At 48.1% G+C, this 13,082-nt stretch carries 14 protein-coding genes; 9 read left to right on the top strand and 5 right to left on the bottom strand.

The window, feature by feature from the left end; all coding sequences use genetic code 11:
- Positions 1–205: 205 nt before the first annotated feature.
- Positions 206–823 (bottom strand): glucosaminidase domain-containing protein, encoded by a 618-nt coding sequence (locus EVJ29_RS12535; protein ID WP_131505165.1) that lies wholly within the window; start codon positions 821–823, stop codon positions 206–208.
- A gap of 133 nt (positions 824–956) precedes the next feature.
- Between EVJ29_RS12535 and EVJ29_RS12530 the strand changes: the two genes are divergently transcribed.
- Entirely contained in the window at positions 957–1,403 is a 447-nt protein-coding gene (locus tag EVJ29_RS12530; protein ID WP_131466254.1) for a hypothetical protein, read from the top strand.
- Between the two features lie 47 nt (positions 1,404–1,450).
- Here the strand turns inward: EVJ29_RS12530 and EVJ29_RS12525 are convergent, their stop codons facing one another.
- Entirely contained in the window at positions 1,451–2,944 is a 1,494-nt protein-coding gene (locus EVJ29_RS12525; protein ID WP_131466252.1) for a DHA2 family efflux MFS transporter permease subunit, read from the bottom strand.
- A gap of 154 nt (positions 2,945–3,098) precedes the next feature.
- Here EVJ29_RS12525 and EVJ29_RS12520 point away from each other — a divergent pair, with 154 nt between their 5' ends.
- The 8 genes from EVJ29_RS12520 (at position 3,099) to EVJ29_RS12485 (ending at position 10,713) form a co-directional block, all read left to right on the top strand.
- Entirely contained in the window at positions 3,099–3,971 is an 873-nt protein-coding gene (locus tag EVJ29_RS12520; RefSeq protein ID WP_131505164.1) for a TetR/AcrR family transcriptional regulator, read from the top strand.
- A 146-nt stretch (positions 3,972–4,117) separates the two neighbouring features.
- Positions 4,118–5,131 carry a LacI family DNA-binding transcriptional regulator gene (locus tag EVJ29_RS12515; RefSeq protein ID WP_131505163.1) on the top strand — a complete coding sequence of 338 codons (1,014 nt, stop codon included), beginning with the start codon at positions 4,118–4,120 and terminating at the stop codon, positions 5,129–5,131.
- Positions 5,132–5,328: 197 nt separating this feature from the next.
- Positions 5,329–6,642 carry an ABC transporter substrate-binding protein gene (locus EVJ29_RS12510; RefSeq protein ID WP_236633539.1) on the top strand — a complete coding sequence of 438 codons (1,314 nt, stop codon included), beginning with the start codon at positions 5,329–5,331 and terminating at the stop codon, positions 6,640–6,642.
- A gap of 62 nt (positions 6,643–6,704) precedes the next feature.
- On the top strand, positions 6,705–7,604 hold the full coding sequence (locus EVJ29_RS12505; RefSeq protein ID WP_016510553.1) for a carbohydrate ABC transporter permease: 900 nt from the start codon (positions 6,705–6,707) through the stop codon (positions 7,602–7,604).
- Between the two features lie 3 nt (positions 7,605–7,607).
- Complete coding sequence (locus EVJ29_RS12500; RefSeq protein WP_173647386.1) at positions 7,608–8,534, top strand: carbohydrate ABC transporter permease; 927 nt, start codon at positions 7,608–7,610, stop codon at positions 8,532–8,534.
- 24 nt (positions 8,535–8,558) lie between these two features.
- Positions 8,559–9,911 carry a GH1 family beta-glucosidase gene (locus EVJ29_RS12495; RefSeq protein ID WP_131466244.1) on the top strand — a complete coding sequence of 451 codons (1,353 nt, stop codon included), beginning with the start codon at positions 8,559–8,561 and terminating at the stop codon, positions 9,909–9,911.
- A 101-nt stretch (positions 9,912–10,012) separates the two neighbouring features.
- Complete coding sequence (locus EVJ29_RS12490; protein WP_131441496.1) at positions 10,013–10,255, top strand: hypothetical protein; 243 nt, start codon at positions 10,013–10,015, stop codon at positions 10,253–10,255.
- 2 nt (positions 10,256–10,257) lie between these two features.
- Complete coding sequence (locus EVJ29_RS12485) at positions 10,258–10,713, top strand: WapI family immunity protein (protein WP_071398940.1); 456 nt, start codon at positions 10,258–10,260, stop codon at positions 10,711–10,713.
- Positions 10,714–10,820: 107 nt separating this feature from the next.
- On the opposite strand, the gene EVJ29_RS12480 is transcribed toward EVJ29_RS12485, so the two are convergent.
- The 3 genes from EVJ29_RS12480 to EVJ29_RS12470 form a co-directional block, all read right to left on the bottom strand.
- The gene (locus EVJ29_RS12480) at positions 10,821–11,369 is read right to left on the bottom strand and encodes a hypothetical protein (protein WP_071398939.1); all 549 of its coding nucleotides are present in this window, start codon (positions 11,367–11,369) and stop codon (positions 10,821–10,823) included.
- Positions 11,366–11,686 carry a hypothetical protein gene (locus tag EVJ29_RS12475; RefSeq protein ID WP_071398938.1) on the bottom strand — a complete coding sequence of 107 codons (321 nt, stop codon included), beginning with the start codon at positions 11,684–11,686 and terminating at the stop codon, positions 11,366–11,368. The genes EVJ29_RS12480 and EVJ29_RS12475 overlap by 4 nt, the downstream gene beginning before the upstream one ends.
- 253 nt (positions 11,687–11,939) lie before the next feature.
- The gene (locus EVJ29_RS12470; protein ID WP_131466242.1) at positions 11,940–12,578 is read right to left on the bottom strand and encodes a hypothetical protein; all 639 of its coding nucleotides are present in this window, start codon (positions 12,576–12,578) and stop codon (positions 11,940–11,942) included.
- Between the last annotated feature and the right edge of the window lie 504 nt (positions 12,579–13,082).

The following is a 13,082-nucleotide window of genomic DNA, read 5'->3' as shown; positions in this document are numbered from 1 at the left end:
CCTCCCTATCGACGGACGAGCCGGCATGCGATCTCGTCTCTTCATTTTACTCGATGAACAAAAAAAGCATCCGAGCAGATGCTCTGAATGCTTGTTAGCGTTTAAGTAGCAAGACGACGCCCGTTACGAGAAGCGTGAGTCCGCTGAATAACCGTACTTGATTGCAAGTCACTATCGTTCACCCCTATAAGTCATGATCGTTCGTTCATTTTTTGGCGACCCGGATTTGGGTCCGTCCCATCTCTTTATAGATAGAGAGAATCTCGGTGCCGTAGTTGCCTTTTGGCTGCATCGCCCATTTGCGATGCAAGGCCGGCCATGTCGTCGCAGAGCCTCGTTTCACATAATGGAAGCGCGGGTCGACGCGGGTCGAATTTAACGCTTCTTTAGAAGCATATGCTTTCAAATGTTGAATCTGTGCCGTCACGCCTTGGTGCGGGGAGCGGAAGTAATGGCCTTTGACACCTTTGCCGACTGTACCGATCCCTGAGTAATTGTGCTGCTTCGGAAGGACATCCCCGCCGTAGCGGAAGTAACCTGTCTCTTTCAATGCTTGGGCAAAGGCGACGTCCCCGCGGACGCCTTCTTTTGCGCCGATGATGACGAACAGTTTGGCGAGCTCTTCGACTGTCACGCCATGAAGGCGGACGGTTCTAGGATTTTTCGCTTTCACGTAGTCTGCCATCTGTTTAGGAGTTAAAGTCGATGCTCCCATAATAGCACGATTCTCTTTCTTTGGCGCGGCTTCGGCCGATGTTTCGAAGGTGAAGCATGAAGTTAAAATCAAGATCATAGCTAAGCCGAAAGCGAGCACTTTTTTCATCAAGACATCCTCCGATTCGATTGAATAAACTATACAGATAATACCATATTATTCAGAGGCGCAATCATTAATTTTAGCTAAAAAGGGAACATAATCCAAATTTACGTCGTAGATTAGAATTGAGGTGAGGGAAATGGATAAACAACAACGAATTGAAAAGATTCAAATGTATCAAAAGAAATGGATGCCGTTGCACGTATCCATCGCCCTGTTTGTCGGGCTATCATTCGGGCTGTTTTTGATGAACGACTCGCTCGGTTACTTGATTGGCTTTTTCGTGGCACTTTCAGCGTTGACGTATATGGAGTGGAGAGAGAGCCGTTATTTGCAGAGCTTGACGAAACATCGTACAGTGAAACGACTCATCCCAAGACCATACGTCATGCGAAGTGTGCAGTCGATGCTTGGCGCGCTCGCTATCTACTTTTTATTTCAAAACGACTTGCCGCTTTATATGTTGGTCGTCTTCGGAATAGTCGTTGGGATGCAGTCTTTGACAGCTCAATACTATGAGCGAAAAATCCGAAAGCTCGATCCGGAGCAGCCGAGTCGGGAGGATATGCGATTTGCGAAAGTTTGAACGACAGAAAAGCCGCCCTGTTCTCACAGGACGGCTTTTCGTATACGCTAATTCGCTTTTTTGAGCGCTTGCTCTTCTTCTTTGAAATCAAGGTTTCGAACATCAACCCGTTTCACAAAGAACGCCAAGATGAGCGCTAGGATGTTCATCCCTAATGCGACGTAGAACGACACTTGAATCCCTGACAGTAGCGCTTGTTGCGTCATCGCACCCATTGCGCTTTCAGTGAGTGTCGACGGATCGACGCCGGTCATAAGTGACTCGGCTTCAGTCCGCGTCACCGAGTTCATAATTGTCACCAAAATAGCCGTTCCAATCGCACCGGACACTTGTTGTGCCGTGTTGTTGATGGCCGTGCCGTGCGGGTTAAGGTGTGTCGGCAACTGGTTGAGACCGTTCGTCATGATGGGCATCATGACCATCGACATCCCGAACATGCGAAGCGTGTACGTCGTGACGATGTACGTATACGTCGAGTCTAGCTGGACGTTGGCGAGCATATACGTCGAGATCGCGGTGATGGTGAGACCTGTGATGGAGAGTAACTTCGGTCCGAACTTATCGAACAGTTTCCCCGTGATCGGTGACATGATCCCCATGATGATGGCACCTGGCAACAGCATCAGTCCTGAATCGAGCGGCGAGATGCCGCGGACGCTTTGGACGTAGGCCGGTGTCAAAATCATCCCGGAGAACATGGCGACCGCGTTGACCATCGCGATGATCGATGCGAGTGCGAACATCGGATATTTATACGCCCGTAAGTCGAGGAGCGGTTTTTCCATGTTGAGCTGGCGGACGACGAACGCGATCAACGCGACGAGACCGACGATCATCGTCGTCAAGACGATCGGGTTGTCCCAACCGTCCGAACTGGCCGAACTGACGCCGTATAAAATTCCGCCAAAGCCGAGCGTCGACAAGACGAGCGACAAGTAGTCGAGCGATTGGTCTTTGTTTTGAACCATGACGTTCTCGGCTTTCCAAACGGCAAGTCCAAGCCCGATGATGGCGAGCGGGAGAATCATCTCAAACAAGACACGCCAGTCATAATACTCGACGATATAGCCCGACAGTGTCGGACCGATCGCCGGTGCCGTGATCATGACGAGCCCGAAGATTCCCATCGCCGTTCCGCGCTTCTCACGCGGGAAACTGACGAGCATGACGTTCATCAAGAGCGGTCCCATCGTCGAGGCACCGACCGCTTGAATCATCCGCCCTGAGAGCAACCAGCCGAACGTTGGCGAGAAGGCGGCAATCGCCGTCCCGAGGGCGAAAATCGCCATCGAGGTGATGAAGAGCGCCCGGTTTGAGAAGCGGGTGATCAAGTAGGCCGATGCTGGGACGAGGACGCCCGTAACAAGCATAAAGCCGGTCGCGAGCCATTGGACGGTCGAATAGTCGGCGATGTCCAAATCGACCATGATCGATGGAAGCGCGACGTTAAGTAATGAGTTGTTCAAGAAGGCGATGAACGCCCCGACGAACAAAACCGCAAGCATGAGGTACGGCGGTTTCTTTTGGAATTCTGGTTTCATACGAGTTGCTCCTTTATTTTCTAAATAGTTATATACTAGTAAGTGTCGATGTGATGATTTTATACCCATCGTATAAATAAATCAACAATTTTGTACCGGTAGTTCAAAATGCTATACTTAGGGTACAAACCAAACAGAACGGAGTAATCAGTATATGAAAGATAAGAAACGAAAAGTCGCCGATGTTGCCATGACGTTGTTCATCGAAAACGGGGTACAACAGACATCGGTTCAAGAAATCATCGAGCGAGCCAATATCTCAAAAGGCACGTTCTACAACTACTTCGCCTCGAAGACGGACTGCGTCGCCAACATCCTTGAAAACTTGCGTTATGACGCCGGCCAGCGTCGTATCGAGATGCAGATGGGACGGGACAAGCGCGATAAAGATGTCTTTATCGAGCAGATCTCGATTCTCATTCAGTTAAATGAGGAACGTAATCTGTACGCCTTGTTCGAGTCGATCATGTCGGCGAACGAGCCTGAATTGAAAAAACTCGTCTTGCAGCATCGCGTCTACGAGATCGAGTGGCTCGCGATGCGACTGACGGAAATCATCGGCGAACCGATTCGTCCGTATTCGATCGAATTGACGATTCTATTCAACGGAATGTTGCAACACGTGCTGTTCACGCTGCGCATCACGAACACGGCTTACTCGATCCAACGGCTCGTCCGCAACCTGTATGCTTACGTCGAGCTGATGGCGGCACGGATGGTCGAGACCGGTGAACATATCTTGAACCCGGTCACGGTCGATCAAATGCGGGGGACGACGGATAAAAACTTGGTCACGAAAGAAGAGTTGGTCGAGATGGCAGAGCGGATCCAAAAGCATGTTGTGATGACGGAAGAACAAGGGGATTTATTTGAGGCGATCACGTATGAACTAGATCAAGACCGGCTTCGGAAGATTGTTCTTGAACAGTTGCTTAAACCATTTCAACGTCTATTTAAAGGCGTGACCGGCGAGACCGAGGTACAAAAATTTACGAATCTTGTCTGGTTGTACACACGGACACATTGACGACAAAAACTTTCCTGTTACTGTTATATAGAAGAAAGACGTCATAAAAATAAATCTCAAAATATTCCACGAAAAAGAATTGATTCCTACAAATTCATGCGCTACAATCAAGTTACCGAAAGCGCTTTCGGGAAGAGGAGACTGACATGGGTACGATCTATGATTTAGCAAAGAAAACCGGCTTTTCGATTACGACCGTCTCTAAAGCGTTGAACAACTACAAGGACGTGAGCGACAAGACGAGAGCCAAAATTTTAAAAGCTGCCGCCGAGATGGATTATCTTCCAAACGCACACGCCCAGTCGTTATCGACGAAGAAATCGTGGGCGATCGGAGTCATGTTCTCGGAAGCGAACGAAGTCGGAATGAAACATCCATTTTTTAACGGAATCATTGAAAGTTTTCGTCACGCGACAGAGGAACAAGGCTATGATTTGATGTTTGCCTCAAGGAACCTCCGCCAGCGTGACATGAGTTATCTCGAGCACTTCAAACACCGCGCTGTTGACGGTATCGTCGTCATCTGCTCGGACCGGATGGATGAGCAAGTTCAAGAACTCATGCAAAGCGACATCCCGATCGTCGTCGTCGATATGGACAGCGCGGATTGTAGCGTCGTCTATTCAGACAATATCGCGGGTGCACGTTTAGCCGTGAACCACTTGTACGAACTCGGTCATCGCAAGATCGCACATATCGCCGGTGACAGAACGATTGACGCCGGTGCGGCCCGAATCAAAGGGTACGAGCTCGCCATGCAGGCACTCGATCTTCCAATTGAACCAGGTTATTTGATCAACGCCGGATTCTTTTCAGTCGAAGAAGGTAAACAAGCGATGGAGAAGCTTCTCCAGCTCGAAACCCCTCCGACCGCAGTATTCGTCGCGGGTGACCAGATGGCGATTGGTGCGATTGAAGCCGTCCATGAGCACGGTCTCCGGGTACCGGAAGACATCTCGATCATCGGTTACGATGACATCGACATGATCAAGTACATCACGCCGAAGCTGACGACGATTCGTCAAGATACAGACGAGATCGGCGAAGCAGCGGCCGAGTTGTTGATTGAACAGATGACCGCTAAAGAACGACTCACAGAACGTCGCGTCATTCCGGTCAAATTGATCGAACGCTTGTCATGCGCACCGGTCAAAAAGTAAAGTAGTCCCGATGATATTTCGAAGTCGCTCTCTCCCCTTTAACCGGATAGAGGGAAGAGCGCGATTTCGAAAGTCATTCCCAAAAAATCGAAATCGCTTTCGATATTTTATTTCGACATTTTCGAAAGCGCTTTCGACAAATTATTACCTCTTCTTGCAAGCGCTTTCTAAAAAACATTAAAAGGATGGGTTCACACATGCGTAAAAAATTAGTCAGCTTACTTTCAATCGGAGCACTATCAGTCGGCGTCTTGGGCGCGTGCTCAAACGACGAAGGAACTTCAGGTTCTGAATCAGGTTCTAAAGACGACGTTCTAAAAGTTTGGTCGTTCACAGATGAGCTCAAAGAACCAATCAAAACGTACGAAGAGCGCAACGGCGTCAAAGTCGAATTGACAATCGTTCCAATCGCCGACTATCCGACAAAACTCAAGCCAGCACTTGAAAGTGGCGTTGGGGCACCAGACGTATTCACTGGGGAAATCGCGTTCCTTAAGCAATGGGTTGACGCAGGCTACTGGGAAAACCTTTCGGAAGAGCCGTACAACGTCAATGAAATCGCGGACGACTACATCCCGTACGTCTTTGACCTCGGTAAAGACAAAGAAGGCGATGTGCGTGCCCTCTCATGGCAGACGACTCCAGGTGGTGTCTACTACAAACGTAGCCTAGCCAAAGAAGTGCTCGGCACAGATGACCCGACTGAAATCGGAAACATGATGAGCTCGATGGACGGCGTCTTTGAAGTTGCTGAGAAGATGAAGCAAAAAGGCTATCGTATGTTCCCAGATGAAGGCGCAATCCGTTGGTTCTCACAAGGCGCAAACCCTGAAGCATGGGTAAACGACAAGAACGAACTCGTCTTGACACAAGATAAGATTGACTACATGGACTACGCGAAAGAGCTTCGTGAGAAACAATACACGGCACTCGCTCCAGAATGGTCGCCATCTTGGTTCGAAGGTATGTCTAAACCAATCAAAGTTAAAGAAGGCGGCAAAGAAGTCGAAACACAAGTCTTCTCATACGTCCTTCCAACATGGGGTCTCCACAGCGTCTTGAAAGACAGCGCGAAAGATTCAGCCGGTGACTGGGCAGTCACGAACGGTCCAAGTCCGTACTTCTGGGGCGGCACATGGCTCGGAGTTTACGAAGGATCGAAAAACAAAGAAGCAGCATACGACTTCGTTAAACTCATGACGCAAGACGAAGAGTTCTTGACAGGTTGGGCTGAAGAGACTGGTGACGTTCTTTCTTACAAACCGGTCACAGATAAGATCAAAGACGATTTCAGCGACGAGTTCCTCGGCGGACAGAACAACTACGAGTTCTTCCTCGACCAAGCTGATAAAATCACACCAGGGATCGTAACGAAATACGACCAACAGCTCGACACACTCTACGGCGCGTCTGTCCTCCAATACGTTGAAGGCAAGAAGTCGAAAGACGAAGCAATCGCAGAGTTCAAAAAACAAGCGAAGAACGCTTACCCAGACATTACAGTTGACTGAAGCAAGCTAACCCGTGGGGGGATTTCCCCCCTTAAGGGTTGCTATGGAAGGAGTAACACGACGTGAAAAAACTTGACCGTTACGGCTATGCGTTTATTGCCCCATTTTGGGTCGTCTTTTTGACATTCAGTATCTACCCGGTCTTCTTGACCCTGTACTACAGTTTCACCAACTATACCGGCAGTCCGGGTGAAGAGGTCGTCGGTTTCGCGAACTACGCGCGTTTGTTGACAGACACATACTTCATCGAGGCGTTCGTCAATACGATTAAGATTTGGGGAATAAACTTTGTCTTGCAAATCGGTCTCGCACTGGCTCTCGCGCTCTTGTTCTCAGATCTTCGTTTGAAATTGAAGGGCCTCGCGTTCTTCCGTTCATTCTTCTATCTTCCTAACTTGATCACGATCAGTTCGGTCGCACTCTTGTTTGGAATCTTGCTTGACTGGCAGCACGGATCACTCAACATGATGCTCTTGAAACTCGGCATTATCTCAGACCCAATCAATTGGTTATCGCAACCGGTGACGGCACAACTGTCCGTCTCACTCATTTTGACATGGATGTGGTTCGGTCACTCGTTCATCATCGTCATGGCCGGTGTGTCGGGGATTTCGCAAGACTTCTTCGAAGCTGCCCATATCGATGGCGCGAACCGTTGGCAGATGTTCACGAACGTCACGGTGCCACTGCTTAAACCGATTCTCTTGTATATCATGATCACATCGCTCATCGGTGGCCTTCAATTGTTCGACCTTCCGCTTCTCTTGACAGACGGAGTCGGTGCGCCAGATGGATCACTGAACACGATGGTGCTTTACTTGTACAACCAAGCATTCAAGTATAACAACTACGGCTATGCATCAGCGGTTGCTTACGGCTTGTTCTTGATCACGCTCGTCTTCTCGGCGGTCGTCTTCAAAGGCATGTTCCGTAAAGAGCGCGCTGCGCAGAAGGGAGCATAACCAATGGAACAAAATGCAGAATCACGGCGTATGCTCGCCGACAGCGAAGTACAGCCGCCGCGCGAGGAGAAACCTCTCCGCGTGGAGCCGCCAAAAAACAAGGTCAAAAAGAAACGGTTTAGCCGTGGCTTGATCTATACAGGCTTGGTCATCTTGACGATTATCTGTTTCATCCCGTTCCTCATGATGCTCGTCAACGCGACACGGACGAACGGAGAAATCATGACCGGTTTCTCGCTCATCCCAGGGACATCACTACTCGATAACTATGCGATCTTGAGCGACTACATCAACATCTGGACCGGATTTAAAAACAGTTTGATTGTTGCAGTGCTCGTGACGTTACTCTCGGGTTACTTCTCAGCCATGACTGCGTTCGGATTTTCGTTCTATGAATTCAAAGGGAAAAATGTGATGTTCATCTTCATGCTCGTCATGATGATGGTCCCGGGACAACTCGGACTTATCGGTTTCTACGAGATCAGCAAGACGCTCGGGATTCTCGATTCGTTCATCCCGCTCATCATCCCGTCGATCGCGAGTCCGTTCGTCGTCTTCTTCATCCGCCAGTACACGCAAGCGACGCTGCACGTCAGTATGATCGAAGCAGCGCGGATCGATGGAGCGAGCGAGCTTCGCATCTTCCATACGATCGCGCTTCCGATGATGATGCCAGCTGTTGCGACGATGTCGATCTTCACGTTCATCGGCTCGTGGAACAACTACTTGATGCCGCTCGTGCTCTTGTTCTCACCAGAGAAGTACACGTTGCCGGTACTCATGGGCTTCTTGAAAGGTTCGCAAGTCGCCGAAAACCTCGGCGCCCTTTACCTCGGTATCGCGATTTCAGTCGTGCCGATCATGATCGCCTTCTTGTTCTTGTCGAAATACATCGTCAGCAGTATCTCGGCTGGTGCGGTCAAAGAATAACTAGACAGAAAAGAGGAATTGACTATGCAGTTTAACAAAGACTTTGTCTTCGGAACGGCAACTTCGTCTTATCAAATCGAAGGCGCCCACAACGAAGGCGGGCGTACGCCGTCGATCTGGGACATGTTCTGTGACATCGACGGACGTGTGTTCGAAAAGCATAACGGTGACGTCGCTTGCGACCATTACCATCGTTATGAAGAAGACATTCAGCACATCAAAAAGCTCGGCGTTGACACATATCGCTTCTCGATCGCCTGGCCACGCATCTTCCCGGCCAAAGGTGAGTTCAATCCGGCCGGTATGGAATTCTACAAGACGCTTGCGACGCGTCTCCGTGAAGAAGGCATCAAGCCGGCTGTCACGCTCTACCATTGGGACCTCCCGATGTGGGCCCATGAAGCAGGCGGCTGGGTGAACCGCGACTCGGTCGACTGGTTCCTCGAGTACGCGAAAGTGTGTTTCGATGAGCTCGACGGCATCGTCGACTCATGGATCACGCACAACGAACCATGGTGTGCCGGCTTCCTCGGCTACCATGCCGGTGTTCACGCACCGGGACATCGTGACATGAACGAAGCGGTCCGCGCCGTGCATCACATGTTGCTCTCGCACGGGAAAGCAGTCGAACTGTTGAAGAACGAGTTGAAGTCGACGACGCCGATCGGCATCACGCTCAACTTGGCACCGGTCTACGCGAAGACGGACTCGGCGAACGACAAACTCGCCCAGAGCAACTCGGACGGCTACTCGAATCGCTGGTTCCTCGATCCGGTCTTCAAAGGCCAGTATCCGGTCGACATGATGAACTTGTTCTCGAAATACGTTCACTCGTACGACTTCATCAAACCAGGTGACATGGAGACAATCTCGACAGAGTGCGATTTCTTTGGCATCAACTTCTACAGTCGTGGACTCGTCGAGTTCAGCGCAGCGAACGACTTCATGACAGTCGCCGCTTACTCCGATTACGACAAGACGGGCATGGGCTGGGATATCGCCCCGAACGAATTCAAAGACCTGATCCGTCGCTTACGTAACGAGTACACAGATCTTCCAATCATCATCACAGAGAACGGCGCAGCGTATGACGACGTGCTTGAGAACGGCGAAGTCCATGACGATAATCGCATCGACTACGTCCAAAAGCACCTCGAGGCCGTATCTGACTTGAACGACGAAGGCATGAACATCGCCGGATATTACCTCTGGTCGCTCATGGACAACTTCGAATGGAGCTTCGGTTACGAGAAACGCTTCGGCATTCTCTACATCGACTTCGACACACAAGAGCGCGTCTGGAAAGACAGCGCGAAATGGTACGCAGGCGTCATCGCGGACCATAAAGCCAAACACGCAGATAGCATCGAGGCGTAAGACGAATCCATCCCTGCCGCTACAGGGATGGATTTTTTGTGTGGAACCGATTCAAGCGGGGAACGTATAGAAGAGGACAACGAATGAAAGGGGCGGTTCAGATGAAACGCGAGTATGCGACATACGAAGTGACAGGTTACGACGATAAAGGGAAAATCAAGTTCATTCACTTGAAGGAAGGCGAGTTCGTCTTACCGGTCGAGATTAAAGGCGACGACTTGACGAAAATCAAGAAGATGATGGAGCTCAATCCGGGGGTGACGGTCATCGTGCATGCGGCCGTCGATCAGAAACGGATGCGTCTACAGGAGATTGACGGCTATTCACTGCGAAAGGACGGATAACGATGCCGATTGCGAAATTGATGTCGCGTGACGAGACGATGGATGTGACAATCGAGAGTTACGCGTACGCCTATTCAGACGCCGACAACATGCATGACGCGTCGTGGCATCGGAATTGGGTCGGGCTCCATACGCCTGACCATCGCATCACATTCGACGACATTATGCTCGACAGTTTGCTCGTGGCGCACTACATATCTGTGTTCGAGTCGTTTGTAGCGGGCGACGTGCAGGAAGTCGTGTTCGCGCCGACAGAACCGTTCATCAGCGTGACGTTGACGAGACGGGACGCGGATGGGGATGAAGTGAGCGTACGAGGTATCTTGGAACATCCGCTCGAGGACGAGGCAGAGGAGATTGATTTTGAATTTGAGACGTCCATAACGAATGTGGACAACTTCTTAAAAGGATTACGGGACATCGCAACTGATTTTCCAGTACGGGGGCCAATCAAGTAAAATCCATCTGTCTAGACGACAGATGGATATTTTTATGCGTTCGTTTTTTAATCGTTAAAATAAAATTTAAACGATTAAAAAAGTTTGTAAACAACAAATGGCTCGATTTAGCGGCTAATACGACGAACCCGACGCAAAATCTCGAGTTTCGATACGTTTGGATACTGTTGTTGGATGGTCTCGACACAGTCGGGTACGGTCGCGGTCCGTAACATCTGAACAATTTGATGATCGAGGGAATCGTTCGGTGCAGTTCCCGCTTTGCCCGGTGAATCGTTCCGAAGCCAAAGATGTGCCCCAAGCCAATGCACGAAAACAATCACGCTCATCGTCAGTGGTGACAACGCGACATTCGGGAATAACCAGGTCACGCTATATAAACTACCGGCACTTGTCGCAAGATGACCGACGGCGCGTAGGAACGGCAATGCTCGAGTGTAACGAAGTGACGCGAGGACAGCGCCGAAACCGTCGATGAGGAGTCCGAAGCCAAAAGATATGCTATAAAAGCAACATAATGCGATCAAAAGGGAGAGCGGTGCGGGCAAGCTCCTTTCGAGCAGCCAGATGAGTCCGATATCAAGTAAAAGCAAAGGAAGGACGAGGAGGACAAGAAGTCCTCCGACGATCCCTCCTGACTGTAAGAATGATTTCATGATTGCGACTGATATCGGCCAAGTGCAATGAACGCGCATACGATACAGACCATATGCAACGCAATTCCGATGAGCATGGCGTATGGGACGATGGATTTAAAGCCGAGACCGAATGCGAGTGCGGCGCTCGATAAGATCATGAAGCTCGGCGTATAATTGCGTGTTTCCGCTTGCTTCTTTTTAGAGACTGTAAAGTATCCCGCGACGAGTAAACAGACAGGTACTAACAAGATGGGATAGACAGACTGTAGTGCTAACCCGACTAATCCGGACACGCCAGCGAGAACAGCAAATAGGGCAGGATAGTACACTTCCACTTTTCCACCCCCTTTACTTTTTTCCCTAAATATAACAGCCCTTCTCTGTGATGAGAAGGGCTGTCGTTTTTGTTACAGGTCGATACTTGGTTTAAGTATATAAAGCGGACTTATTAAAGCAAGAAATTATGTTTCTCAATTTACGTATTATGTAGAAAAGAAATTAAGTATTTAATTTATACTCATGAGTTAAAAAGAAGGAGAATAAGGAAAAAAGATGTAGGAAAGTAAGATTACCTCCCTACAACGGAAGTTAGCTAAAAATTTTACAAGCTGCTTTTTTACTACCATATTTTTCGACAAGCGTTTGGAAAACGTATCTGCAGGCAAGAGCAGCTGCGCCTGCTCCAAATGGACCAGCCACTCCGAATCCTATTGTACCGGCCGCTGCTGCACAAGCAACATAGCTAGAGAAAATACAGGCCCATTTGTAAGCTGTATTACTATTACTTTTTGCATTTATTTGATGTGAGACCTTGCCAGTCTCGTTTGCAACTTGCGAAGTGAATTCATGGTGAGAATTATTAAATGAGTCGATAGAATATAGTTCGAATTTCGCATCTTTTGAATCATGACTCACATAATATTGAATACTGTAGTAAGTGATGTGATCTTTTTCAACGTACAAGTTATAATATTTATTTTCTGATGAATTGAATATGTTAATTACACCAGATTTGACACTTTCATCTAACCAATAAGAAGAGATAATGTCATTGGGATCTTGATGAATCAACTCAAAAATTTGTTCATGATTCTTGATGTCATTCAAGTTTAAATGCTGATTTGTAGCCCCAGAATGTTCAGCGGCATTAACTGAAAGTGAAAAAGAACCAAACAAAAGTAATAGAGTACTCATTACAAGTGTAAATTGCTTATAAAACTTTTTCATAAGTTTACGTTACCCCCTTTTAGTGTTAAATTAAGTATATAATAAATATTAAATGGAATAAAGGAGGGATTTAAGTGAAAATGTACCACAAACTCACTTATACACAAAAATTTAAGAGAACATTGTATGCAGGGTTACCTATTCTTATCTTTCTTACTTTGTTCATTTTTTTGACAGTAACTTCGCCTCTTGAAAAAATATTAGTACCGCTTTTATTATTAATTATGTTTTTGGCTCAGTTGCTATATACTTATAAAAAATCTCAATCTGAACACCAAAAATGGGATTAATCAAATTTGTTAAAAGAATATTTACTGCGAATGACTTTCAATAAGAATAGAATATGGGCTTATATTGAGATTTATAACCTATTCTGATTTTGTTTTAATGAACTATAAATTAAGTAGAACACTCCGAAGTGAATACAAAACGCTAATAGCGATAGCCTGGTGTAGAATGAAATTACTAAATTGGTATTCGATTCGTAGATGACCATTGACGAAA

Origin of the sequence: Exiguobacterium sp. SH4S7 (assembly GCF_004336795.1) — a bacterium.
Classification (GTDB): domain Bacteria; phylum Bacillota; class Bacilli; order Exiguobacteriales; family Exiguobacteriaceae; genus Exiguobacterium; species Exiguobacterium aurantiacum_A.
The sequence above is the reverse complement of the archived record's forward strand: the minus strand, read 5'-3'. Positions and strand labels throughout refer to the sequence as shown.

Bases quoted from the DNA above. Each gene is read 5' to 3' on its own strand.
- EVJ29_RS12535 (WP_131505165.1), bottom strand. From the start codon at position 823: ATGAAAAAAGTGCTCGCTTTCGGCTTAGCTATGATCTTGATTTTAACT.
- EVJ29_RS12530 (WP_131466254.1), top strand. From the start codon at position 957: ATGGATAAACAACAACGAATTGAAAAGATTCAAATGTATCAAAAGAAA.
- EVJ29_RS12525 (WP_131466252.1), bottom strand. From the start codon at position 2,944: ATGAAACCAGAATTCCAAAAGAAACCGCCGTACCTCATGCTTGCGGTT.
- EVJ29_RS12520 (WP_131505164.1), top strand. From the start codon at position 3,099: ATGAAAGATAAGAAACGAAAAGTCGCCGATGTTGCCATGACGTTGTTC.
- EVJ29_RS12515 (WP_131505163.1), top strand. From the start codon at position 4,118: ATGGGTACGATCTATGATTTAGCAAAGAAAACCGGCTTTTCGATTACG.
- EVJ29_RS12510 (WP_236633539.1), top strand. From the start codon at position 5,329: ATGCGTAAAAAATTAGTCAGCTTACTTTCAATCGGAGCACTATCAGTC.
- EVJ29_RS12500 (WP_173647386.1), top strand. From the start codon at position 7,608: ATGGAACAAAATGCAGAATCACGGCGTATGCTCGCCGACAGCGAAGTA.
- EVJ29_RS12495 (WP_131466244.1), top strand. From the start codon at position 8,559: ATGCAGTTTAACAAAGACTTTGTCTTCGGAACGGCAACTTCGTCTTAT.
- EVJ29_RS12490 (WP_131441496.1), top strand. From the start codon at position 10,013: ATGAAACGCGAGTATGCGACATACGAAGTGACAGGTTACGACGATAAA.
- EVJ29_RS12485 (WP_071398940.1), top strand. From the start codon at position 10,258: ATGCCGATTGCGAAATTGATGTCGCGTGACGAGACGATGGATGTGACA.
- EVJ29_RS12480 (WP_071398939.1), bottom strand. From the start codon at position 11,369: ATGAAATCATTCTTACAGTCAGGAGGGATCGTCGGAGGACTTCTTGTC.
- EVJ29_RS12470 (WP_131466242.1), bottom strand. From the start codon at position 12,578: ATGAAAAAGTTTTATAAGCAATTTACACTTGTAATGAGTACTCTATTA.